General features: G+C 41.2%; 22 protein-coding genes and 1 pseudogene. 14 read left to right on the plus strand and 9 right to left on the minus strand.

Annotated features, from left to right (window positions below; translation table 11 throughout):
• The first annotated feature begins 241 nt into the window (after positions 1-241).
• Positions 242-879, plus strand: a pseudogene (locus FTV28_RS11870) (acetoacetate decarboxylase family protein).
• A gap of 40 nt (positions 880-919) precedes the next feature.
• Here FTV28_RS11870 and FTV28_RS11875 read toward each other — a convergent pair.
• Positions 920-1,993, minus strand: a complete 1,074-nt coding sequence (locus FTV28_RS11875) for an alpha/beta hydrolase (protein WP_179990571.1) — start codon at positions 1,991-1,993, stop codon at positions 920-922.
• Between the two features lie 220 nt (positions 1,994-2,213).
• Between FTV28_RS11875 and FTV28_RS11880 the strand changes: the two genes are divergently transcribed.
• From FTV28_RS11880 to FTV28_RS11900, 5 genes are all read left to right on the plus strand, one after another.
• The gene (locus tag FTV28_RS11880; RefSeq protein ID WP_178867890.1) at positions 2,214-2,693 is read left to right on the plus strand and encodes a hypothetical protein; all 480 of its coding nucleotides are present in this window, start codon (positions 2,214-2,216) and stop codon (positions 2,691-2,693) included.
• Between the two features lie 520 nt (positions 2,694-3,213).
• Positions 3,214-3,786 carry a nucleotide exchange factor GrpE gene (gene grpE, locus FTV28_RS11885; RefSeq protein ID WP_256732321.1) on the plus strand — a complete coding sequence of 191 codons (573 nt, stop codon included), beginning with the start codon at positions 3,214-3,216 and terminating at the stop codon, positions 3,784-3,786.
• Positions 3,787-3,907: 121 nt separating this feature from the next.
• Entirely contained in the window at positions 3,908-5,845 is a 1,938-nt protein-coding gene (gene dnaK, locus FTV28_RS11890) for a molecular chaperone DnaK (RefSeq protein WP_154321227.1), read from the plus strand.
• A gap of 219 nt (positions 5,846-6,064) precedes the next feature.
• Positions 6,065-6,979: a matrixin family metalloprotease gene (locus FTV28_RS11895; RefSeq protein WP_179990573.1), complete on the plus strand. Its 915-nt coding sequence runs from the start codon at positions 6,065-6,067 to the stop codon at positions 6,977-6,979.
• Between the two features lie 140 nt (positions 6,980-7,119).
• Entirely contained in the window at positions 7,120-7,497 is a 378-nt protein-coding gene (locus FTV28_RS11900) for a hypothetical protein (protein ID WP_162164695.1), read from the plus strand.
• A 70-nt stretch (positions 7,498-7,567) separates the two neighbouring features.
• Here FTV28_RS11900 and FTV28_RS11905 read toward each other — a convergent pair whose 3' ends face one another.
• The 4 genes from FTV28_RS11905 to FTV28_RS11920 all read right to left on the minus strand — a co-directional run bounded on the left by FTV28_RS11905 (position 7,568) and on the right by FTV28_RS11920 (position 11,748).
• A complete protein-coding gene (locus tag FTV28_RS11905; RefSeq protein ID WP_004969803.1) occupies positions 7,568-8,854 on the minus strand; it encodes a lytic murein transglycosylase in 1,287 nt (428 codons plus the stop codon).
• 678 nt (positions 8,855-9,532) lie between these two features.
• The gene (locus FTV28_RS11910; RefSeq protein WP_131261895.1) at positions 9,533-10,654 is read right to left on the minus strand and encodes a 5-(carboxyamino)imidazole ribonucleotide synthase; all 1,122 of its coding nucleotides are present in this window, start codon (positions 10,652-10,654) and stop codon (positions 9,533-9,535) included.
• A gap of 14 nt (positions 10,655-10,668) precedes the next feature.
• Positions 10,669-11,181, minus strand: a complete 513-nt coding sequence (gene purE / locus FTV28_RS11915; RefSeq protein WP_019836195.1) for a 5-(carboxyamino)imidazole ribonucleotide mutase — start codon at positions 11,179-11,181, stop codon at positions 10,669-10,671.
• A 225-nt stretch (positions 11,182-11,406) separates the two neighbouring features.
• Positions 11,407-11,748: a DMT family protein gene (locus tag FTV28_RS11920; RefSeq protein WP_004969799.1), complete on the minus strand. Its 342-nt coding sequence runs from the start codon at positions 11,746-11,748 to the stop codon at positions 11,407-11,409.
• Positions 11,749-11,989: 241 nt separating this feature from the next.
• On the opposite strand from FTV28_RS11920, the gene mpl reads away from it, so the two are divergent.
• Positions 11,990-13,360, plus strand: a complete 1,371-nt coding sequence (gene mpl, locus FTV28_RS11925) for a UDP-N-acetylmuramate:L-alanyl-gamma-D-glutamyl-meso-diaminopimelate ligase (RefSeq protein ID WP_004969796.1) — start codon at positions 11,990-11,992, stop codon at positions 13,358-13,360.
• A gap of 238 nt (positions 13,361-13,598) precedes the next feature.
• Positions 13,599-14,684 (plus strand): zinc-dependent alcohol dehydrogenase family protein, encoded by a 1,086-nt coding sequence (locus FTV28_RS11930; RefSeq protein ID WP_096902007.1) that lies wholly within the window; start codon positions 13,599-13,601, stop codon positions 14,682-14,684.
• Positions 14,685-14,845: 161 nt separating this feature from the next.
• Here the strand turns inward: FTV28_RS11930 and FTV28_RS11935 are convergent, their stop codons facing one another.
• Positions 14,846-15,127 (minus strand): GNAT family N-acetyltransferase, encoded by a 282-nt coding sequence (locus FTV28_RS11935; RefSeq protein ID WP_004969793.1) that lies wholly within the window; start codon positions 15,125-15,127, stop codon positions 14,846-14,848.
• A 398-nt stretch (positions 15,128-15,525) separates the two neighbouring features.
• On the opposite strand from FTV28_RS11935, the gene FTV28_RS11940 reads away from it, so the two are divergent.
• From FTV28_RS11940 to FTV28_RS11955, 4 genes are all read left to right on the plus strand, one after another.
• Positions 15,526-16,491, plus strand: a complete 966-nt coding sequence (locus FTV28_RS11940; protein WP_104852786.1) for a TerC family protein — start codon at positions 15,526-15,528, stop codon at positions 16,489-16,491.
• 159 nt (positions 16,492-16,650) lie between these two features.
• Positions 16,651-17,991 (plus strand): guanine deaminase, encoded by a 1,341-nt coding sequence (gene guaD / locus FTV28_RS11945; protein WP_179989095.1) that lies wholly within the window; start codon positions 16,651-16,653, stop codon positions 17,989-17,991.
• A 217-nt stretch (positions 17,992-18,208) separates the two neighbouring features.
• Positions 18,209-18,736, plus strand: a complete 528-nt coding sequence (hpt, locus tag FTV28_RS11950; protein WP_019836204.1) for a hypoxanthine phosphoribosyltransferase — start codon at positions 18,209-18,211, stop codon at positions 18,734-18,736.
• A gap of 196 nt (positions 18,737-18,932) precedes the next feature.
• Entirely contained in the window at positions 18,933-19,190 is a 258-nt protein-coding gene (locus tag FTV28_RS11955) for a GlsB/YeaQ/YmgE family stress response membrane protein (protein ID WP_004969785.1), read from the plus strand.
• Positions 19,191-19,363: 173 nt separating this feature from the next.
• Here the strand turns inward: FTV28_RS11955 and FTV28_RS11960 are convergent, their stop codons facing one another.
• Entirely contained in the window at positions 19,364-20,065 is a 702-nt protein-coding gene (locus tag FTV28_RS11960) for a DsbC family protein (RefSeq protein ID WP_104852785.1), read from the minus strand.
• Positions 20,066-20,179: 114 nt separating this feature from the next.
• Complete coding sequence (dmeF, locus tag FTV28_RS11965; protein ID WP_179990575.1) at positions 20,180-21,145, minus strand: CDF family Co(II)/Ni(II) efflux transporter DmeF; 966 nt, start codon at positions 21,143-21,145, stop codon at positions 20,180-20,182.
• Positions 21,146-21,203: 58 nt separating this feature from the next.
• On the opposite strand from dmeF, the gene FTV28_RS11970 reads away from it, so the two are divergent.
• Together FTV28_RS11970 and FTV28_RS11975 are read left to right on the plus strand one after the other, a co-directional pair.
• Positions 21,204-21,470, plus strand: coding sequence for a metal/formaldehyde-sensitive transcriptional repressor (locus tag FTV28_RS11970; protein WP_004969779.1), 267 nt, complete (start codon positions 21,204-21,206; stop codon positions 21,468-21,470).
• A gap of 103 nt (positions 21,471-21,573) precedes the next feature.
• On the plus strand, positions 21,574-22,761 hold the full coding sequence (locus FTV28_RS11975; protein WP_179990577.1) for an MFS transporter: 1,188 nt from the start codon (positions 21,574-21,576) through the stop codon (positions 22,759-22,761).
• A gap of 124 nt (positions 22,762-22,885) precedes the next feature.
• On the opposite strand, the gene FTV28_RS11980 is transcribed toward FTV28_RS11975, so the two are convergent.
• Positions 22,886-23,221, minus strand: coding sequence for a DUF1622 domain-containing protein (locus tag FTV28_RS11980; RefSeq protein ID WP_004969773.1), 336 nt, complete (start codon positions 23,219-23,221; stop codon positions 22,886-22,888).
• Positions 23,222-23,492: the final 271 nt, after the last annotated feature.

Genomic DNA, 23,492 nt, shown 5'->3' on the forward strand with positions numbered 1-23,492 from the left:
TAAATCATTGACATAATTCCAGACGAAGTTCACTTCTGATGCTAGTTGGTCTAACACCTTGCAATGTTTGTCTTTTATACGTAATTTAAGGGTTTTCATGTACTTATATTAACAATCAAAACTCAAGAAAAATAGTCCTTAGTTAAATCAAACGACACTTCATGTCGTGTCGCTTATATCTCTGACCTGAAGGACTGAGTTTTACGCTCCATTTGATAAAAATAATTCAGATCAGAGCCGACTGTGTCCAGCACCTTGGCAACTTCAAGGTGAAGCCTATATTTTAAATTATTGGCTCAGCCCACAATTTTTAAAACAGGCACAACCTTTTGGCTTAACACCTTCTTTTTTAGGACGTCTTGTTCAAGTCATGTGGGTGCGTTATCACGCTAGCCCCATTGGTGCTTACGATGAGCTGCTGATTTTAGATCATCCTTTATTTAGGCAGCGTCGTTTATCTACTATTCCTAAAATTTTCGTTTCAACCGAGTCTTCTGTGCAACACGGACAACAGCTTTGGGGTATTCCGAAAGAACTGGCAAGCTTTGATTGGGATATTCAAGATCGACAGATGAGTTGCAAAATACAACACGCAGATTTGCAATTCGCCATTCAACTTGAAAAATGCAATACGCAACGTAGCTTTATTGATAGTCATTACATCCCTGCTGCGCTTTTAAAAATTCAGCAAACATGGCAAGGGAAATCTTATCAATTTAATCCTTCTTTTCGCGGCAGATTAATCCCACTCAAACATGCGTCTTGGCAATCGAATCCAAGTTGTTTCCTGATTTTAATCAGGCACGCTTCATCAATGGTTTTTACGTGCTTGAGTTCGAACTGACTTTTCCAGAAGCCGAAATCTCTACTCTGGTTTAACCGTTCCACGTGAAACAGATTAACAAAGACAACCCAAGGTTTAGCTACGTGGTCGATCCCAAAATTTTCTAAAGTTTTTACACATTTCAATGCTGATTTTTTTGGCGCGACGCGACACAAAGGTCATGCTAATAAAACCATGTGTTTGATCTAAATATTCTACATATTTTACCGTGACAGCATGTTGACGTAATTTATGTGCATAAATTTCAGCTTCATCATGCAAAACGTCATGCCCTGCTGTGACCACAAAGGCAGGCGCTAGTTTTTTCAATTTGCCAAAAGTTGGCGAAATGATTGGATCATCCAAAGCGACCTGATGCTGTGTGACATAGTGCTGTGTGACAAAATCAACATCTTGCCCCGTCAGCACCAAACCATCTTTATAAGCAAAGAATGAAGGATGGCGACTCTTAAAATCTAAGGCTGGATAAATTAAAAATTGTGCGTCAGGTGCATAGGCTGAATGAGCACTACGCTGTGCAACCACCGCTGCAATATTACCACCCGCACTATCGCCTGCCACCGCTATGCGATTTTTTAAAATTTTCATTTCTCGACGATGTTGATATGCCCATGCCAAAGCATCTTCACAGACTTGAATAATCTGCTGTGGACTAGCTTCAGGCGCGAGTGGATATTCCACACTCAACACTTGTGCATGGGCATGTACCACCATTAAGCGGCAAAATTCGTCATGACTGTCTAAACCACCCACCACAAAACCACCACCATGATAAAACACGATTAAAGGCAATTTTTTATGTGGTGCAGGATGATAATAACGCGCTGCGATATTGCCACTGGCTAAGTTTAAACGGATTTCTTCAACTCGTTTGACCGCAGTTGGAGTGCTCAGAATAGATTGCATTTGTCGATCAAATGCCTGTCTAGACTGTACAGGGTCAGCACCAATAAAACCAATTTTCCCTTGTTTTAATTGTGCCGCCATCATGCATTTAATAAATGGATCAAGGTCTGGATAATGATACGGATAACCCAAAGCTTGAGCCAAAGTATGATGTACTCGACTTGGTAACTTATTTAATGCACGCGCAGCAGCACCTTGTCCTTTGTGCAATTTATTTTTGAGAGATGAATTCAAAATTTGCATGCCTGTTCCTTTTTATATGTCTGCATGATTTGCCTAAACGCTTCATAATTTCTTCATGATCAACAGCACAGTGACCATTTTGTTATACAAGTGCTTCAATCGTTATACACATTCAAATTACCTATACGCTACCCTGCTTTTATGACGCTGTCATTGACACTATTGCGGTCTATGATTGATGTTTCAGACAAATTTACCTCATCGGCTCAGGAGGCAGAGCATGACAAAAAAATTGATCTTACTTTCGTGCGCAACTGCCATTTTAGCCGTAGGTTGCGTGGTCGTGCCTGACGAAGGTTACTACGATGGACGATATGAGCCACGCTATGACCGTCGCTATGATGATGATCATCGACGGTATGACAATGATCGGCAGCGTTGGGAATATCAACAAGGTAAAAATCGGGTTGAGTTAGAGCGTCGTAAACGTGAACTAGAACGTCGTGAATGGGAACAAAAACGACAACAGCAATTACAGCAACAACGCTATGAACAAGAGCGACAACGCTTAGCAGAGCAACGCAAACGCTTATCGGAACAGCAGCGTAAACAGCTTGAGCAAAAGCGTAAGCAGCAAATTGAAGCTGAACAAAAAAAGCGTGAGGAAGCACGTAAACGCTGGCAACAACAACGTGATGCACAACAAAAGCGCTGGCAGGAAAACCGTAAAGACCGTGAACAACGACGTGATCGTGATTGAGTCTTACAGCAAAGCAAAACAAATGAGGTAAAAAAAGGGCTTATTCAGAAGTTAGATAAGCCCCGAAAAAAGTTCTAACAATACACTAGAATCTACAGCGATATAGCATCTATGCACAAAGAATAAGCAGCGTATAAATTATTGTAAAATAATTAATTTCTCTAAAATAATTGGTTTAGCTCTTACTTAACACGTCCATAGCACGGTTATTGGATAAAAGCTAAAATAAAAATCATAGGCTATAGATTAATTTCGATATAAATCAAATACTTTTTTAGGATTTAAATCTTCTTTTGAGCACCTTAATGCTGCATCTTTTTCCTTTAAACTATCCCTCACTTGCAATATTAAAGTGCAGCAAAGACGTTATTTTTAGTTAAAGTTCAATGCAAAAATAAATTAATCTGCAAAGACGCTTGAATTTTATCTGCCCTGCCCCGATTTCTTAGCTAATTACGAACTTCTCTAACCATGGCAGTTCAGCAATAACGCAGTTAGCACTGACGCCAAAGGACTGTACATGTTTAAAAACCCATTTAAACGGAGTAAATCAATGGCAACTGAGCAGAACGAACAAACTCAAGACCTTGAGCAAGAGCAGACGGAACAACAAACAGCGCAAGATACTGAGCAAGCAGAAGTTTCCGTTGAGTCTTTACAAGAACAACTGAGCAAACTTGAAGAAAACCTAAAATTGGAAAAAGCACGTACTGCCAATGCAGTTTACGAAGCGGAAAAAACCAAAGAGCGTTTAGAACGTGAAGCAGATACAGCTAAAAAGTTTGCTTTAGAAAAGTTTGCTAAAGAATTATTGGATTCTGTAGACAACCTTGAGCGTGCTATTGCCGCCAATGGTGATGAAAAAACTGCCTTGTCTGAAGGTGTGGAACTGACCTTGAAATCATTACTGACCACTTTAGAAAAGTTTGGTGTGGTGGTGATTGATACAGCCAATGGTTTCAATGCAGACCTGCATCAAGCCGTAGGGATTGATCCAAATGCAAAAGCCAATGAAATTGGCAACGTATTACAAAAAGGCTACACCTTACATGGTCGCTTACTCCGCCCTGCAATGGTGATGGTTGGCGCTTAAGCCTTATAAAATCGAGAGTTGATAAAAAATTTTCATCTAAACAACTTGAAAAATTTTGATTGGCTCTCATATCGAATAACAAGTGAAAACATTGCAAAAGAATTTTTGAGGAAACATCCAAATGGCTAAAATCATTGGTATTGACTTAGGTACAACTAACTCATGTGTAGCGGTACTTGAAGGCGACAAAGTTAAAGTAATTGAAAACGCAGAAGGCGCACGTACAACTCCATCTATTATTGCTTATAAAGATGGCGAAATTCTTGTAGGTCAATCTGCAAAGCGTCAGGCTGTAACTAACCCGAAAAACACATTATTCGCAATTAAGCGTTTGATTGGTCGTCGTTATGAAGACCAAGCGGTACAAAAAGACATTGGTCTTGTGCCTTACAAAATCATCAAAGCAGACAATGGCGATGCTTGGGTTGAAGTGAATGACAAGAAACTTGCACCACAGCAAATTTCTGCAGAAACTTTGAAAAAGATGAAAAAGACTGCCGAAGATTATTTGGGCGAAACAGTTACTGAAGCCGTGATTACTGTACCTGCGTACTTTAACGATGCACAGCGCCAAGCAACCAAAGATGCGGGTAAAATTGCAGGCTTAGAAGTTAAACGTATCATCAACGAACCAACTGCTGCTGCGCTTGCATTTGGTATGGACAAGAAAGAAGGCGACCGTAAAGTTGCTGTATATGACTTGGGTGGTGGTACTTTTGACGTATCGATCATTGAAATTGCAGACCTTGATGGCGACCAACAAATTGAAGTGTTATCAACCAACGGTGATACCTTCCTTGGTGGTGAAGACTTTGACAATGCCTTGATCGAATACTTGGTTGAAGAGTTCAAAAAAGAGCAAAACTTCAACTTGAAACAAGATCCATTGGCATTACAACGTCTGAAAGAAGCGGCTGAGAAAGCAAAAATCGAGCTTTCATCTTCAAATGCGACTGAAATCAACTTGCCATATATCACTGCAGACGCAACAGGTCCGAAGCACTTGGTGATGAACGTGACTCGCGCCAAACTTGAAGGTTTGGTTGCTGATTTAGTCGCTCGTACCATTGAGCCATGTAAAGTTGCGCTACAAGATGCAGGACTTTCAACTTCTGACATCTCTGACGTGATTTTGGTGGGTGGTCAATCACGTATGCCACTTGTACAACAAAAAGTACAAGAATTCTTTGGCAAAGAGCCACGTAAAGACGTAAACCCAGACGAAGCTGTTGCAATTGGTGCAGCAATTCAGGGTGCCGTATTGTCTGGTGACAAAACTGACGTATTGCTTCTAGACGTAACTCCGTTAACGCTTGGTATTGAAACTATGGGTGGCGTGTTGACGCCAATCATTGAGAAAAACACCACGATTCCTGCGAAGAAATCTCAAGTGTTCTCAACAGCGGCAGACAACCAGCCTGCAGTAGACATTTCAGTTTACCAAGGTGAGCGTAAAATGGCTCAACAAAACAAATTGTTGGGTAACTTCCAATTAGGTGACATTCCACCAGCGCCACGCGGTGTGCCACAAATTGAAGTTTCGTTCGACATTAACGCTGACGGTATCTTGAAAGTGTCTGCAAAAGACAAGAGCACAGGCAAAGAACAATCGATTCAAATTAAAGCAAACTCTGGTTTGAGCGATGCTGAAATTGAAGCGATGATTAAAGATGCTGAAGCAAATGCTGAAGAAGACCGTAAGTTTGAAGAACTTGCAAAAGCACGTAACGAAGCGGATGCTTTAGTTTCTTCTGCTCAAAAAGCAGTAAAAGACCTTGGTGAACAAGTGACTGCCGATGAAAAAACTGCGATTGAAACTGCAGTCACTGAGCTTGAAGCGACAACCAAAGAAAATGATGTAGATGCAATCAAAGCAAAAACTGAAGCATTGCAAAACATCATCATGCCAATTACGCAACGTGCGTATGAAGCTGCACAAGGTCAAGGCGGTGCACAAGGTTTCGACCCAAATGCATTTGGCGGTGACGCAGGTCAACAAAAAGCCGATGATGGCGTTGTGGATGCTGAATTCACTGAAGTCAAAGATGATAAAAAATAATTTGTCGCTTTAACGCACATCAAAAACCGCGCTGCAAGCAATTGCAGCGCGGTTTTTCTTTTCGATATCCATACACTGACTTCAAGATTTAAATGAAAGAGCACAGACAATTGGACGCTCAACCGAGTACAATAGATAAAATAATACTCTAACTGCAAATAGATTGAGTTTCTGCCCTACTTTCGGCTACAGTAAACCCAAAAAAGGATGTCGCTAGCAATGCGTTTGTTTCTATTGGGTGCAATCATACTGTTTTCTATCTTGCTGATTTATCAAAATATTCAACATCCTCATACACGACACAATACTGCACTAGATCATTTAAAACATCCTTTAGATACTCGCTTACGTTATCGTATTGCTGAAGTCGATCCGCGTTTTGGCTTAAGCCATGCCGATTTACTACAACTGAGTCAGGAAGCCACCCATATTTGGAAACAAGGGACGGGACAAGATTATTTTGTATATGACCCGAACGCCAAGCTCGCCATTCACTTGATTTATGATCAACGTCAAGATGAATCAAACCAACGCCAACAACAACTTACAGCCATTGAACAACGCCAACAACACTGGAACAATCAAAACCAAAATATTCAAGCACTAAAACAAGAAATTGCAGATAAAAATCAACAACTTGATGCAAAAAAAATGCTATTTGAACAACAACTTGAACAATACAATCGTCAAGTACAGCAAATTAACCAAAGTGGTGGGCTACATCCTTCGCAACAGGAAATTTTTGCAGCCAAAAAACAAGAAATCCAGCAACACATGTGGAGTTTAGAACACGAAATAGCGCAATTTAATCAGCAAATTAACCAGCTCAATCAACAAGTCGATGCCCTCAATCAACTTAATCAAGACATTGATGTATCCATCCAGCAATTTAATGCACATTTTCAACCACGTTTATTTGATAAAGGCAGCTTTGATGGTCAGGCCATTCGGATTTATGAGTTTCAATCTAAAGATGATTTACGTCTTACTTTGGCGCATGAATTTGGTCATGCTTTGGGTTTAGCACACCATAACGACCCTTATGCCTTAATGTATCCAATGCTAAAAGATCAGCAGTTGCAGAATTTCCAACTGCGCCCTGCCGATCTCGATTTACTCCATGCACGGCATTGAGCAATCTGGCAAACTGAAGTGACTAAAACACAAAACTCCCCTCACCCTGTACGATAGTTGCATATCCATTACACGTGCAAAGGCAGCAAATTTACTCATTTCATGTTATTGTGAAGGCTCTGTATAACCCTGAACGATCTGTGGAGATTCATGTGAGTTACTACCATATCCTGATTGAAGTAAATGACCACATCAGCACGATTGAACAAAGCCGTGATATCGAAATTTTTGATATTGTTGAGCTTCAACCTTGTCTCCACTCGATTTTATTGCCGTATTTTAATGAGCAAGTGATTGAACTTGAAGATGAAAATATTGAATACAAAGATATTTTGCATCTTGAGGTTAGACAGACCTTATTACCAATTGAACACCTGATTGAAGAAGAACAGCGTTTGCTGCCAAGTGATACCGACATCACCATTTCAGCTTATGAAATTTTTAATAACAAAGAATTAAGCCAAGATGTCACGACTGTGATTTTTGATTTGCTTGAAGCAGTGAAAATTGAACCTTAATCCCCTGTTTTAAGACAAAAATTAAAAAGGTCTGCACATTTGCAGACCTTTTTTATGCAATCGCAACAACTTATTGCATCATTTGTTTGGCCGCTTCATTACGAAACGCTCTTAAAATTTGCTGCCCTGCCCGACCTGTTGCAGCCAAGCCGAGTCGAGTCTGTTCCTGACGAATCGCTTGACGGGTTTTGTCGCCAATTAAACCATCCACTTCACCAATGTCATAACCACGACTTAACAAAAAGCGTTGAATTTCACGGCGTTCTGCGCGGGATGTACCTGCATCATCGGTTGGCCAAGCGGTGCGGAATGCAGACTGCCCCATTAAACGATCTGATAAATGCGCAATCGCTAAGGCATAACTTTCTGCTGCGTTATAGCTATAAATGGCATCGAAGTTTCTAAACACTAAGAATACAGGGCCATTCGCACCTGCAGGTGCCATCAAGCCTGCCTGACTACTGCCCGATAAATTGCCCTGAATTAATGCCGAACCATCTGCACGAGTCAACCCACGATTAACCCAACTGCTGAGGGATTTTTTATTGCGTCGCCCTTCACCACTCAAAGACATGCCTGCAGGCACTTTGACTTCAAAGCCCCACGGCTGCCCTGTTTGCCAGCCGCGACGTTTTAAAAAGTTAGCGGTGGAAGCCAAAGCATCTGGAATACTAGATACTAAGTCACGGCGACCATCACCATCAAAATCGACCGCCAACTCATCATAGGTCGATGGCATAAACTGAGTATGCCCAAACGCCCCTGCCCATGAGCCTTTTAATTGTGATTCAGTGACATCACCACGTTGCAATAAACGCATGGTGGTAAAAAACTCACCTCGGAAATAGCTTTGACGGCGTCCTTCACAGCTCAAGGTACCTAGCGCTTGCAATAATGGATAGGATCCTGAAATCGCACCAAAGTTACTTTCTACACCCCAAACCGCCACTACGGTTTCTGCAGGTACGCCATAGGCTGCTGCAACACGATTGAGCACATCACGGTGCTGTGCCAATTTCTGCTGTCCTGCCTGCACGCGCTCATCATCGACCAAGCCTGAGAGATAATCCCAGATTGGCGTAGAAAATTCAGGTTGGTAATTTAAACGCTCAATGACGGAATAATCTGGGCTGAGATTTTGAGTATAGCGATCATAACTGCTGCCACTCACCCCTTTGGCAATGGCTTGGCTGCGTAAATTGGCCAAACAACTTTGAAAATGGTTTTGTGGTTGAAAATTTGCAGATGTACTGACCGTTGGTGTTACGGTGACAGATTTTCCATTGATAATCAGTTCTGCCTGAACCTGAGTAGCTGCCATTGCAGCTGTCGCAAAAATCACAGCGAAACGATGCATAATACCCTTTGATGTGTTTTGAATTTAAATCTTGGCTTTACCATAACACCTTCAGCCACAGAGATCAGATGAAAATCTGTAACTTTAAATTCATTTACACAGTTTTAAATTCATTTTCTCGTTTTAAATTTAAAACACTTATCCACAAGTACGGCATCTCACATTTTTAAATTCAAAATCACAACACATGATAAGACTTTTAAATTTAAAAGTTTAAATTCAAATTAAACCAACCCAAGTTATCCACAAAACACGACATTCACTGCATATTTACGATGTATTACTTTGAATTTAAAAGTAGCTTTTTAAATTTAAAGATCAAAAGAGCCGCTACTTTATTTAAATTCAAAACTGCAGATCTATCTTTAAATTCATTTCTGATATTTAAATTCAAAGTTGAAGCATCGCTTTAAATTTAAAACGCGCTATTTGAATTTAAAGTTTTGAATTCATAATTATCATCTGTTTCCCATCAGACTTGTGCGCATTTTTATTTTAAGTATTGCTTTGCTACGGTGATGGTTGCTTATTCAGCCTGATCTATCTTAATCAACCTAAAATTACAGCGTCAATCCTAGACAGATTAACGGTAGAACACCTTAAAAATGGGCAGAATAAAAAATGTGAGAGCATAAAAAAGCGCTCATCGTGATGAGCGCTTTGGCGTCATTTTTAAATTTACAAGCTCATATCAGCACTGAGCGCCAATGGATTTGGCAAAATTTTTGCCAATTGGCGGCATAAATCTGTCAACTCAGCAGCATCATTCGGCATTAAAGTAATATGCCCAATTTTACGACCTTCACGCTCAGTTTTATTGTACAAATGCAAATGTGCGCCATTCAATGCCAACACATCTTCAGTTTTGGGATGCTGACCAATAATATTGACCATCACCGTTGGACGTACCACTTCAGTTGAGCCTAACGGTAAACCTGCTACAGCACGAATATGGTTCTCAAACTGCGAACACACCGCGCCTTCAATTGACCAGTGACCTGAGTTATGCACACGAGGTGCCATCTCGTTGGCATACAAGCCCTTGTCAGTGACAAATAGCTCTAACGTCAACACACCTACATAATTCAAGTGATTGAGCAGGCGAGTGATATAGTCTTGTGCCGCAGGCTGCAAGTCAGCGCTGTTTGGTGCAGGGACAATCGAATGCGACAAAATACCGTTGTGATGATGGTTTTCTGCCAATGGCCAAGTTTTTACTTCACCATTTTGACCACGCACCGCAATAATAGATACTTCACGTGAAAAAGTAACAAAACTTTCTGCGATCAAGCTGCCTGCAGGGCCAAGTTCTGCCCATGCTTGTTCAATCTGATCTGCACTGCGCAAGACAAACTGACCTTTGCCATCATAGCCGCCTGTTGCGGTTTTTAGCACAATTGGCAGACCGAGCTCAGCTACAGCAGCCTGTAAACTTTCCAGCGAGTTGACCGCTTTATACGGCGCAACAGGAATCGCCAATTCATCAAATAAGCCTTTTTCCAGCAAGCGGTTTTGGGCAATTGCCAAAGCCTGACGTGGTGGATGCAAGTCTTTGTGCTTAATCAATACATCAACATCAGCCAACGGAGTATTTTCAAACTCAAGGCTGAATACATCGGCACTGTGTATAAAATCTTGTAGGCTATTTTCGCTTTTGCTGGCAAAAACCTGACCCAAGGTTGCCGCTGGGCAATCTGGACTGGCTTCAAAAAAGGTACATTGAATATTTAAGGGTAAAGCCGCTTGTGCCATCATGCGACCCAATTGACCGCCACCAAAAATACCGATGGTCTTATCCATAGTAATTGTCCCGCTTAAGCCTGACCTGGAATATTGTTGCTTGAAACTTTCTCAGTTTGCGCGGCACGGAAATTGGCAACATTTTGTGCAATTTCTGGACGGGTTAAACCTAAAATTTGGGCTGCCATAATTGCCGCATTGGTTGCTCCCGCAGGACCAATAGCCAATGTACCTACCGCAATACCCGCAGGCATTTGCACAATTGAAAGTAATGAATCGACACCATTTAAAATTGAAGATTTCACTGGCACACCCAAAACAGGTAAATCAGTTTTAGCTGCACACATACCTGGTAAGTGTGCGGCACCACCAGCGCCTGCAATAATCACCTGAATGCCACGATCACGCGCTTGTTCAGCATATTCAAATAAGCGATCTGGGGTACGGTGTGCAGAAACGACTTCCGCTTCAAATGGGACACCAAGCTGCTTCAGCATATTGGCAGTGTGTTCGAGAGTTGCCCAATCCGATTGAGAACCCATGATAATTCCAACGAGAGGAGCGTCTTGTGCAGCGGCCGCGTTCATTACAAATATTCCAGAAACGAAACTAAGGAAAGAGAAATTCAGGCGAGAAAGCCAAGCTTGAATAAGAACTCCACATTATAGACTGATTTTTCGACTTGTTAAAATTGAACACGGCGACTCAACCGACTTTTTTGATTATTTTTATCTGGTTATTTTCTAATAATTAACCACAGGCTCACACCATTGCAGCTACGCGAGCTGTTTAAGCCATGCAAAAGCACCATTTTAAGATGCTCGAAACACAAAATATACGCAGCCACATAAACATAAAGCTGCCCATAAATAATCCAGTTTAAAAGGTTGCTTAAACAAAAAAATCATAAACGGGACAAACACCAATAAAGTCACAACTTCTTGGGTAATTTTCATTTGACCTACCGCCCAGCCATGCTGCGCCAGCAAACGGGTAGCAGGAATCATCAAACTGTATTCAAACAGGGCGATCACCCAACTGAATAAAATAGCCTGCCACAGCGGCGCATCATGTGGTAAAAACTTGAGATGACCATACCACGCCAAGGTCATAAAACAGTTTGCAACCACCAAAAGTAAAAATGCTGAAGACATTGTGTCGTACTATCTTAAAAATTCAGTTTTATTTTACGAGCTATTTGCCATGAAAAATGCAAGAGCAGCAATTTTTTACATCGTTTGGCGCAGATTCAGCGCTGAAAAATCCCTGAAATGAGATACAAGAATCACTATCTTTTCGCCAAAACCCTTGCTATCGTTGCTTCAAATCAAGTTAATCACGACAACAGCACAAAAATACGTGATGTGTCTATAAAAAGCAGTGGAGTAAGGCGGAATGCATCTGCATATTTTGGGTATTTGTGGCACATTTATGGGCTCATTAGCACTTTTGGCCCGCGATTTAGGACATACCGTCACAGGTTCAGACCAAAACGTCTATCCACCGATGTCGACTCAACTGGAAAATGCAGGCATTACCTTAATGCAAGGTTATGATCGCAGCCATTTACAACCGCATCCAGATTTAGTGATTGTAGGCAATGCCATGAAACGTGGGATTGATGCGGTTGAATACATGCTGAATGCAGGTTTACCGTATATTTCTGGCCCGCAATTTTTGGCCGATCATGTCTTGCAAGGCAAACACGTACTGGGCGTTGCAGGCACGCACGGCAAAACCACCACCACCACCATGTTGGCGTGGGTATTGGATCAGGCAGGCTTAGAACCGGGCTTTTTAATTGGCGGCGTTCCTTTAGGCTTTAGTGAAAGTGCACGTTTGGGTGCAGGCAAGTATTTCTGTGTCGAAGCCGATGAATACGACTCTGCGTTTTTTGATAAACGCTCCAAGTTCGTACATTACCATCCTAAAACCGCCATTTTAAATAACCTTGAATTTGACCATGCCGATATTTTTGATGATTTGGCCGCAATTCAAAAACAATTCCATCATTTGGTGCGTACCATCCCAAGTGAAGGGCGCATTATTGCCCCAATTACAGAAACCCATATTGATGAAGTGTTAGAAATGGGTTGCTGGACACCTGTGCTACGTACTTCGCTCAATGCAGATCCACAAGCGGAACTGTATGCAGAACAACTTGCAGCAGATGGTTCACATTTTAAAGTTCTGAAAAATGGTGTGCTACAAGGTGAAGTGCGCTGGAATATGACTGGGCAACACAGTGTCGCCAATGCCTTGGCAACCATCGCCGCAGCAGAGCATGTTGGGGTTGCAATTGAAACCGCATGTGCAGCGCTGTCCAATTTTGGTGGGGTGAAACGCCGTATGGAGTTATTAGGCACCATACGCGGCATTGAAGTCTATGATGACTTTGCCCACCATCCAACCGCAATTGAAACCACACTGGACGGCGCACGTAAGCGTTTGGGTGAGCGTAAGCTTTGGGCGATTATTGAACCACGTTCCAACACCATGCGCATGGGCAGTCATAAAGAGGGCTTGGCAGATTCAGCACGTTTGGCGGATGCTGTGATTTGGTATCAACCTGAAGGTTTAGACTGGGATTTACAGCCTGTGGTTGCGGCTGCTCGCAATCATGCGGTGGTGGCCAATACTTTGGATGAAATTATTCAAAAAATCGTGAGCCAAGCAGGTGAGGGCGATGCAGTGGTGATTATGTCAAATGGTGGATTTGGTGGTTTACATCAAAAACTCATTCAAGCGTTGCAACACACGGCTTAAAATCGCTTAAACTGATTTAAAACTCTTTCAAAAAAAATCCCCTGTTTTTGGCAAAAAATAGGGGATTTTTATATTAATTATAAATTTATATATTATAATTATTAAAAGCAACAATACTGCTCATGAACTTGTCATCTTGACCTGTTACTTTAAAAAGATTACATCCTGCGAGCATGACGGTTGCTACAGGTTGGCTGCTGGATGTCTTTCATCATTATTACTAAGAAGGATGGTCACAATGTCAAAAACAATGAAAGCCATGGTCTACCACGGCGCCAATGATATTCGTTTTGAAGAACGCCCACGTCCAGAAATTTTACAACCAACAGATGCCGTGATTCGTCTCACCAAAACTACCATTTGCGGTACTGACTTAGGTATTTGGAAAGGTAAAAACCCAGAAATTCAAGACACTGCAGTTGCCAAGACAGGGCTATTTGATGGCCGTATTTTAGGTCACGAAGGCATCGGGATTGTTGAAGAAGTAGGTTCGGCAGTCAAAAATTTCAAAAAAGGCGACAAGGTGATTATTTCTTGTGTCAGCCGTTGTGGTACTTGTGAAAACTGTCAAAAACAACTCTATGCACACTGCCAAAATGAAGGCGGTTGGATCATGGGATATATGATTGATGGTACTCATGCTGAATATGTCCGTACTCCATTTGCAGACACTTCTTTATATTTGCTGCCTGAAGGTTTAAATGAAGAAGTTGCGGTTTTCTTGTCTGATGTATTGCCAACTTCACATGAAATTGGTGTGCAATACGGCAATGTTAAACCTGGTGATACCATTGCAATTGTGGGTACAGGTCCAATTGGCATGGGTTGTCTGCTTACCGCACAGTTCTATTCTCCTGCACAAATTATCGCAGTCGATATGGACGATAACCGCTTGGCGATGGCAAAAGAGTTGGGTGCAACCCATACCATTAACTCTGCCAAAGAAGATGCGGTACAACGTATTTTAGAGATTACAGGTGGTCGCGGGGTAGACTGTGCCATGGAAGCTGTAGGTGTCGAAGCCACTTGGGATATTTGCCAAAATGTCGTGAAAGAGGGCGGACATATTGCCAATGTGGGCGTACATGGTAAGTCGGTAAATTTTGAGTTAAACAAACTCTGGATTAAAAACCTGACCATCACTACGGGTTTGGTGAATACCAATACGACAGGTATGCTGTTAAAAACCTGCTGTTCAGGCAAATTACCTTTAGAAAAACTGGCAACGCACCATTTTAAATTCTCTGAATTTGAAAAAGCCTATGATGTGTTTAAACATGCTTCAGATGAAAATGCCATGAAAGTGATGATTAATTACGAATAATCTTGGCTTAACTATGTTACAAAAAAGCCAATCTACGCGCTGTGGATTGGCTTTTTTGGGCTTTTATAATATTTTCAAGAAAATTTTAGACTGCACGACAGACGAAGTCTGCATGCTGTTTTAATACCAACACATTAGATTATTTCAACGTAGAAAGACTTTTAAGCCACGACATCAGCATATTGTGTATCTGTTTCAAAAGCCGTCTCAATATAAGAGCACACGGGTACAATTTTTAGCTGCTTTTCACGTGCAAAGGCGACCAAAATATCTAATAGCTGACGGGCAACCCCTTGACCTCGTAATGTCAGATCGACCCAAGTGTGATCTGCTAAAATAGTGTGATCATCTTGATATTGATAAGTAATTTCAGCGATATGCCGACCATCTCGTTCAATAAAAAACTCGCCACCGCGTTGGGTTTCTTGATGTTGAATTTGCATAAGTCCACCTATCAAACTAAATCTATTTTTTCAATTTGCCACACTCTTTACGAAATATTGTGCTGAATTTGTACAAATTAAAGTGATTTACCATACAGAATAAATTGCACAACACTTAAAATTATGTAATTCTTTACGCAGATTTAGGCAGCGTCCTAATCCCAAATTATGTTGAACAAGGGGAGTAGCCTCCTCCAAGCGTTAAAATATAACTTTAACGTGTCAGCGTTTCGTCATTACACTTTGCAAAAAGTCGGACGCTGAGCATAGTGCACATACTTGTTGATACAAGTCCGCTCTATGTAGGCAAGACCTTGATCATGTTGTTACAGATGTTTGAAATCATCTGACAACAGGTCAAGGTTTTTTTGTGGCCAGTTGTTGGATGTGGAGATTGTATGGAATCCATCGGCAATTTATGGCTATATCTGGTCTTTTTTGCAATTGTTGCAGTCATGCTCGCCATTGACTTCTTAGGCTTTAAACAAAAAGCAGGCGAATCGGTCAAAGTCAAAACCGCTGCGTATTGGAGTATCGCCTGGGTCAGTGTGGCAGCTTTATTTGGTGGCGGTTTATGGCTGTATCTTAAACACAGCGTTGGGCTAGAAGTCGCCAACACCAAAGTCATGGAATACTTTGCGGGTTATTTGCTGGAAAAATCACTGGCGATTGATAATGTATTCGTTTGGTTGATGATCTTCGCCGCATTCGCCATCCCACCGGGCTTACAGCGTAAAATTTTACTCTACGGCGTACTGGGCGCAATTATTCTCAGAACCATTTTTATTTTTATTGGAGCTTGGTTTGTACAAGAATTCTCCTGGATTTTGTATATTTTTGGCGCATTTTTGGTCTACACAGGCTTTAAATTCTTAAAAGGTCCAGAGCAAGAAGCCAGCAATATTGAAGATATGGCGTTGTTGAAATGGCTACGCAAACACATGCGTATTACCCCAACACTGGAAAAAGATCAGTTTTTTGTGCGCCAAAATGGTGTACTTTGGGCAACGCCATTATTTTTAGTTTTAATTTTGGTCGAAGCATCTGACGTTATTTTTGCCGTGGATTCTATCCCTGCAATTTTTGCCGTGACTACCGATCCGTTTATTGTACTCACTGCAAATCTTATGGCTATTTTGGGCTTACGTGCCATGTTTTTCTTGCTCTCAGGCGCAGCCACTAAAATGCATTATTTACCGTATGGACTGGGTTTAATTTTACTATTTATTGGCTTTAAAATGCTGATGTTAGATGTATTCCACATGCCTATCTGGATTTCACTCGGCTTTATTGTACTTGTGCTGACAATCACTGCGTGGTTATCAATTCGACATAGTCGAAAACACCATGAAACCACATTATAAAATTTAATAATCCCCACCATCGTTGCAAGCCTTCTTTCGAGAAGGCTTTTTGTATTCATTTCACCAAGTTTTAATTTACCGTACGATAAATTTTATCGTACTGCTGCAAGCTACATTTAAGGTACAATCTCTTGAAAAATGAAAAATGTAGGTTGTTTTATGCCATCTCCTGTACAACGCACCGCAATTCGTGGTCGCTTTCTTGATTTCAAAAACTGTACCAGCCAAGCCGATCAAATTTCAGAACAAGTCCGTTATGTAGACGATGGCTTGTTAATTTGCGAACAAGGCAAAATTCAGTGGTTTGGTTCATGGCAAGAAGGGCAGGCAAAGCTAAACGCCAACACAGAGTTCCATCATTATCCTGACCATCTCATTGTGCCTGGCTTCATCGACACCCATATTCATTTTCCACAGACTGAAATGATTGGCGCGTATGGTGAACAATTACTGGAATGGCTGAATACTTATACTTTTCCGACTGAACTGCAATTTGCAGATAAAGCCTATGCAGATCAGATTGCACAATTTTTTGTGCAGGAATTACTGAAAAATGGCACCACCACAGCTTTGGTGTTTTGTACGGTACATCCTGAATCGGTAGATGCGTTGTTTGAAGCGGCAGCACAACATCAAATGCGTTTAATTGCAGGTAAAGTGCTGATGGATCGGCATGCACCTGAAGCATTGTGTGACAGTGCAGACTCAGGCTATACAGACTCTAAAGCGTTGATTGAAAAATGGCATGGAAAAGGACGTAATCTCTACGCGATTACGCCACGTTTTGCACCGACTTCTAGCCCTGAGCAACTGGCGCGGGCAGGGCAACTCAAAGCCGAATATCCCGATGTTTATGTACATACCCATTTAAGTGAAAATCACAATGAAATTGCGTGGGTGAAACAATTATTTCCAGAGCAAAATGGATATTTAGATGTTTATCATCACTATGGTTTAACAGGTTCACGTTCGGTTTTTGCGCATTGTGTGCATTTAGAAGAACATGAATGGCAATGTCTGCATCATACCGATTCTGCAATTGCCTTTTGTCCAAGCTCCAATTTATTTTTGGGCAGCGGTTTATTTCCGCTGCATAAAACTTGGGAGCGACAGGTGAAGGTCGGTTTAGGTACAGATATTGGCGCAGGCACCACGTTTAATGTACTGCATATCCTCAATGAAGCCTATAAAGTACAACAACTGCAAGGGGCAAAACTCTCTGCTTTTGAAGCGTTGTATCACGCCACATTAGGTGCTGCCAAAGCTTTGGACTTAGACGATAAGCTGGGGAATTTTAAGGTAGGCAAAGAAGCCGATTTTGTGGTGCTGGATTTAAATGCCACCGCTTTACAACGCTTACGACAACAACGTTCCAAACATCTTGAAGATGCATTATTTGCCCTCATTACTTTAGCAGATGACCGTAATATTCATGCGACCTATATTTATGGACAACGTGCCTACTACCAACCCAATCAAAACTCAGCAGCAGGTGGCTAAACCTGCGCAATCCTCGTATATAAAACCCATCGGATGGGCAATGCTGATACTCGGTTGTGCTTTGTTGTTACGCTCAGATTCTCACTCAGCACAAAAATGATGCTATTTTAACCATGCAAGCACGTGCAACATCGCGCAAGATATATTAAAATTAGCGCATATTTTGGGGTGTTGCAGGTCAACACCTTTTTTATTTTTGCTTTTTAGGTATCTACCCATGACAGTTGAAATGCAGGTTTTGATTTCTGCAGAAGAAATCCAAACAAAAGTTCAGGAACTTGGTCAAAAAATTAATGCTCATTATGCCAATAGCGACAAAGAGTTGGTTTTAATTGGCTTATTACGTGGCTCTGTATTGTTCATGGCAGATTTATGCCGCACCATTCACAAGCCGCATGAACTGGATTTTATGACTGTATCCAGCTACGGCGGGGGCACGGTGTCATCGCGTGATGTGAAAATTTTAAAAGATTTAGATGGTGAAATTCGCGGTAAAGATGTTTTGGTAGTTGAAGATATTATCGACTCGGGCAACACCCTAAATAAAGTGATGGAAATTTTGCAAACCCGCGAGCCAAATTCAATTGAGCTATGTACCTTAATTAGCAAGCCATCACGCCGTGAAATTGAACTTGAAGTTAAATTCATGGGCTTTGAAATTGAAGATAAGTTTATTGTCGGTTATGGCTTAGATTACGACCAGAAATATCGTCATATTCCGTTTATTGGCGAAATTGGCTTATAAAACAAACACGCCTCGCTTAAAAAAAGTGATCGTTTCAGATCACTTTTTTTATGGCTAAAATTTGCATTTCATCTATCTAACAGGACAAAAACACAACATGCTGTAGCATTATTCGACTATTTTCCTTGGGATTTTTCAGCAAAAATAAGTCTGAAACATGATGTAAAACATAAACAAAGATAACAAGGAGCTGCTCATGTGGTCATTAATTGTCGCAATTGTGGTGGGTTTTATTGCAGGTTTAATCGCCCGTGCGATTCATCCTGGAGATGACAAAGCAGGGTTTATTGTCACCACCTTACTTGGGATTGCAGGGTCTTTATTGGCAACCTATGCAGGGCGTATGATGGGATTGTACGGTGATGGTTCTGCCGCAGGCTTTATTGCCTCCATCATTGGTGCGCTGATTATTCTATTTATTTATAATACGTTCATGAAAAAATCGCGTGCTTAAATCCTGTATTAACGACTGTAATTTTTCAGTCAAACATCTTCTCTCTCAATAAAAAAACCGCCTAAAAATTGAGGCGGTTTTTTATATCTACTTCGCAATCACAAATTTCAGGTTTGCTCCGATACACACTACACAATTTTAGTTGCCAATATCAGATAAAAAATTAGCCGTTCTTAAAGACCAAATTCTTTAAAAATCTGTTCAATTTGTGCCGCAGGATATGCTCCCATAACTTTAAAGCCATTCGAAAAAATAATCGCAGGCGTACCGTTTACACCTAAACGATGCGCTAAAACAATGTTGCGCTCCACAGGGTTGGCACAACTGCTTTGACTTGTAGGCAATTGTGCTTTTGTGATCAGGTTTTCCCAAGCAAGAGCAGGGTTTTTCTCACAATACACCTGTTTAGATGGCGCAACAGATTGCGCTTTTAACGGCAAAATAAAGGTATAGATTGTAATGTTGTCCAGCTTTTTCAGTTCAGCCTCAAGCTGTTTACAATATGGGCAATTTGGGTCAGAAAAGATCGCAATCTGACGTTTTCCCGTACCTCGCACACTTTTGATTGCATCTTGTAACGGTAACTTTTTCCAATCGACACTGTTTTGTTGGATCAATAAATCTTTGGTTAAGTTATGCTGATCCTTTAAACGAATCATTGAACCCGCCAAAATATGTTGTGCATCTTCATTCAAATACACCACTTGACCATCCATAGAGGCACTGTAAATACCTTTCATTTCTGTGGCTTGAATATTGTCTAATTTCAGTTGCGGATGCTGTTGTTTGACATTTTTACTAACCGTTGCAACATCGGCCATGCTCACGGCGCTGCATAATCCCATTAAGGCAGCTAAACTCAATTGTTTAATCATGTGTTTCATCTAAAAGTAAATTTAGCCTGATTCTAAGCTGAAAGCTGCACAGAATTCAGTATTTTTAAGCCAGAATTACGCAATTGCTACAACTCGTTTTTGCTATGCAACGCTTTAGGTTTCACGTGGAACATTCAAGCCTGATGGCGGATTAATTTCTACTGAAATATGCACAATTTCTTCATGAATGGCGAGGGCGGTGCGGACTTGATCTGCGTCTAAATCGTGTGCGGTTTCCAATGCCAAAATACAGGAAAATTTACCCTGTCCGACTTTCCAAACATGCAAGTCTGTAATCATCACACTGACTGGTAACTCTGCAATCACTTCACGAATTTCATCCACCACAGGATGATCCATTTCTGCATCCAGCAATGTTTTCCCTGTTTCCTGCATCAAACCTATCGCCCAACGCGCCACTAAAATTGAACCAACAATACCTAACAGTGCATCTAGAAAATCCCAGCCCCAATATTTACCCGCAATTAAAGCAATAATCGCAAAAATTGAAGTCACCGCATCTGCCACCACATGCATAAAGGCGGCTTTTTGATTCAGGTCATGGCTGTCATGCGTATGCTCATGATGGTGATGGTGATGGTGATGGTGATGGTGATGGTGATGGTGATCATCTTCATGTAATAACCATGCACAAATCAAATTGACCAATAACCCTAAAATTGCAATTGGGATGGCTTGGTTATACTGAATATCGACAGGAAAAAATAAACGCTCGATAGAGTGAATTGCCATAAATGCAGCCACCACCACCAATAAAATGGCACTGCTATAGCCAGCTAAAATTTCAATTTTCCATGTACCAAAACTAAACCGCGTATCGGCTGCATAATGACGTGCTGCCCGATAGGCAAAATAAGCCAAGCCTAACGCTAGCATGTGTGAACTCATGTGCCAGCCATCCGCCAGCAAAGCCATGGAGTGAAAAATCCAACCACCCAAGATTTCCAAGAACATCATGACAGCCGTCAGCAAAGCCGCATATAATATTTTTTTCTGCGCCAGCGGATTGCCTTGATCGAATTGATGTGGATGGATACGATGAGAGTGTTGCTGACGCATAATGGGAAATCATTGTTAAATATACTCCCATAGAGTATATAAAAATTGAGGTGATGTGTTGGGTCATTTACATACAGATAAGAAAATTTTAAATCGCGTCAAACGCCTACAAGGACAAATTGGGGCAGTAGAACAAGCACTTCACAATCCTGATCATGGCTGTATTGAAGTTTTACAACAAGTCGCAGCCATTAAAGGTGCGGTCAATGGTTTGATGAATGAGTTAATCGAATCGCATTTACGCCATCATGTGATTGGTGATCAATGCGCGATTGATGAACATGAACTGGAAGAGTTTATGAAATTGCTGAAACGCTATGCTTAAACACAAATAGGCTTGACCAGATTCAAGGCTTGTCTTTACACTGAGTGATATTTCTCACTATATGAGACTAAACTCAACAGTTTAGCCATCAATCGAGTTTTTTATGACTCAATCTCAATCTTGGCATCCTTTTGTGATGATCAGCCTCGCCCTGATTATTGGCACCATGGGCACGGCACTTGCAAGCCCACTGTATCCAATTTATCAGGAACTGTGGCAGCTTTTACCTAGCCATATCACCTTTATTTTTGTGGCGTATATGCTCGGTTGTTTGGCTACCTTGCTCTTTTTAGGGCGTACCAGCAACAGTATCGGCTTCTTAAAAACCTTAGAATTGGGTTTAGTGATCATCACCCTCGGACTGATTCTGTCTATGTTTGCCACCAATGCACTTTGGCTTGCTTTGGGGCGTTTTGTGATTGGAATTGCTTCAGGTCTTATGACTACATCGGCGTTAATTGGCTTAATGTGGAGTATCCCCGAATCACATAAAACACATGCGCCACAGCTCAGTTCAGTCATTACCGCAGTCGGGTTTGGCTTAGGTCCTTTGCTCGGTGGTGGTGTGGCACAATTTTCAGCAGCGCCTTTGTTTAGTCCATATATTCCTGTCATTTTGGGTGCTGTCCTGTGTTTTATTGGATTGTTACGTTTAGCACCGCCTGAATTTACGCCACAAGCCTTCTCGATTGCCCCAAAATTAGAACGCCCAGAACCACGCTTTCATGCAGAATTTTATATTACAGGTTTAACCGCATTCTGTGCCTTTGCTGCCTTTAGTTTATTTGCTTCGCTCTCTCCCTCTTTTGTGCAAGTGATTATTCCGTGGCACGGGCCTTTGGTCAGTGGTTTGGCCATCACCTGTATTTTGCTGATTTCAGCGCTGGTGCAGTATTTTTCTAAAGCCATTCCTGCACAAAAATGCCTAAATTATGGGCTGTATTTGCTGTTATTGAGTTTATTGGTACTCGGTTTATGCATGTATTTACATTGGAGTTTTCTATTTTTTGTGAGTGATGTGCTGCTAGGCATAGGACACGGGTTGGCATTGATTGGCGCTTTTGGTTTAATTCATGCCATGACCAATCTGCAGAATCGTGCTGCAGTGATGTCGACCTATTTATTTGTGGGCTATTTAGGCACGATTCTGCCAATTATTGCAGTCGGTTATCTGGCCGATCATTTCGGTTTAACCACCGCCGTACTTAGCTTTTGTGCAGCCATCTGCTTACTGTGTGGCTACATCATTATTTGGTATCGCCAGTTGCAGAACAAACCTGTTTTAGGATGAAGTTTCATCTAAACGACAAACTAAAATCAGGACAAGGTTTGGATCAGCTGAGTTTATTCAAATATTCAAACCTTGTAGATGAATGGGACTATGTCTTCTATTTTGATCTCAAACTCAATAGCCATTATTTTTCATTGATGGTTTGATGCTCTAATTCTTTAGTTAGGAAGTAATTTAAAAAGGTTCGAATCACTGCAATGATCGCCAGTTTAATTAGGCTATCTAAATCTGGATCTACCGTGGTGGCTAAAATATCTGCAGCCAACTGAAATTCAAGCGCCGTCGCAAGCCAATCCCCAAAACAATAACGTGCAGTACGCCCCGATTTTAATTGAACCAGCACCCATAAAGTTTTAACTAGACCAATCACCACACAAATCACAGAAATGGCTTCGAGTGACAATTGCAAAAAATGAACCGAAGAAATGAGTATTTCACGTAAAAAAGCCAGTTCAAACATCCAAATACCTCCATCAGAGATTTCATCTCGTGCATTTAGGATTGAATTGAGCGCCAATTTTTGATTATTTTCTCATCATAGCTTTAAATGCTGCGGTTTAAAAAGACTTACGTGATTATTGATGGGTTTTCATAAAGATAAATTGAAACGTTTAAACATGACATGGGTTAAATCGGGTTTGTAACAAAAGAGACACTAAACATTATCAAATAGGCTGATTTTTATCAGCTGACCAACCTAAAATAGGATAATAAAAAAGCACTAAGCCACT

The sequence above is a fragment of the Acinetobacter sp. YH12252 genome, assembly GCF_013417365.1.
In the GTDB taxonomy this organism is placed as follows: Bacteria; Pseudomonadota; Gammaproteobacteria; order Pseudomonadales; family Moraxellaceae; genus Acinetobacter; species Acinetobacter towneri.

Excerpts from the sequence above, each read along its gene's own strand:
- FTV28_RS11875 (WP_179990571.1), bottom strand. The coding sequence starts at position 1,993 with ATGCAAATTTTGAATTCATCTCTCAAAAATAAATTGCACAAAGGACAA.
- FTV28_RS11880 (WP_178867890.1), top strand. The coding sequence starts at position 2,214 with ATGACAAAAAAATTGATCTTACTTTCGTGCGCAACTGCCATTTTAGCC.
- grpE (WP_256732321.1), top strand. The coding sequence starts at position 3,214 with ATGTTTAAAAACCCATTTAAACGGAGTAAATCAATGGCAACTGAGCAG.
- dnaK (WP_154321227.1), top strand. The coding sequence starts at position 3,908 with ATGGCTAAAATCATTGGTATTGACTTAGGTACAACTAACTCATGTGTA.
- FTV28_RS11895 (WP_179990573.1), top strand. The coding sequence starts at position 6,065 with ATGCGTTTGTTTCTATTGGGTGCAATCATACTGTTTTCTATCTTGCTG.
- FTV28_RS11905 (WP_004969803.1), bottom strand. The coding sequence starts at position 8,854 with ATGCATCGTTTCGCTGTGATTTTTGCGACAGCTGCAATGGCAGCTACT.
- FTV28_RS11910 (WP_131261895.1), bottom strand. The coding sequence starts at position 10,654 with ATGGATAAGACCATCGGTATTTTTGGTGGCGGTCAATTGGGTCGCATG.
- purE (WP_019836195.1), bottom strand. The coding sequence starts at position 11,181 with ATGAACGCGGCCGCTGCACAAGACGCTCCTCTCGTTGGAATTATCATG.
- FTV28_RS11920 (WP_004969799.1), bottom strand. The coding sequence starts at position 11,748 with ATGTCTTCAGCATTTTTACTTTTGGTGGTTGCAAACTGTTTTATGACC.
- mpl (WP_004969796.1), top strand. The coding sequence starts at position 11,990 with ATGCATCTGCATATTTTGGGTATTTGTGGCACATTTATGGGCTCATTA.
- FTV28_RS11930 (WP_096902007.1), top strand. The coding sequence starts at position 13,599 with ATGTCAAAAACAATGAAAGCCATGGTCTACCACGGCGCCAATGATATT.
- FTV28_RS11935 (WP_004969793.1), bottom strand. The coding sequence starts at position 15,127 with ATGCAAATTCAACATCAAGAAACCCAACGCGGTGGCGAGTTTTTTATT.
- FTV28_RS11940 (WP_104852786.1), top strand. The coding sequence starts at position 15,526 with ATGGAATCCATCGGCAATTTATGGCTATATCTGGTCTTTTTTGCAATT.
- guaD (WP_179989095.1), top strand. The coding sequence starts at position 16,651 with ATGCCATCTCCTGTACAACGCACCGCAATTCGTGGTCGCTTTCTTGAT.
- hpt (WP_019836204.1), top strand. The coding sequence starts at position 18,209 with ATGACAGTTGAAATGCAGGTTTTGATTTCTGCAGAAGAAATCCAAACA.
- FTV28_RS11955 (WP_004969785.1), top strand. The coding sequence starts at position 18,933 with ATGTGGTCATTAATTGTCGCAATTGTGGTGGGTTTTATTGCAGGTTTA.
- FTV28_RS11960 (WP_104852785.1), bottom strand. The coding sequence starts at position 20,065 with ATGATTAAACAATTGAGTTTAGCTGCCTTAATGGGATTATGCAGCGCC.
- dmeF (WP_179990575.1), bottom strand. The coding sequence starts at position 21,145 with ATGCGTCAGCAACACTCTCATCGTATCCATCCACATCAATTCGATCAA.
- FTV28_RS11975 (WP_179990577.1), top strand. The coding sequence starts at position 21,574 with ATGACTCAATCTCAATCTTGGCATCCTTTTGTGATGATCAGCCTCGCC.
- FTV28_RS11980 (WP_004969773.1), bottom strand. The coding sequence starts at position 23,221 with ATGTTTGAACTGGCTTTTTTACGTGAAATACTCATTTCTTCGGTTCAT.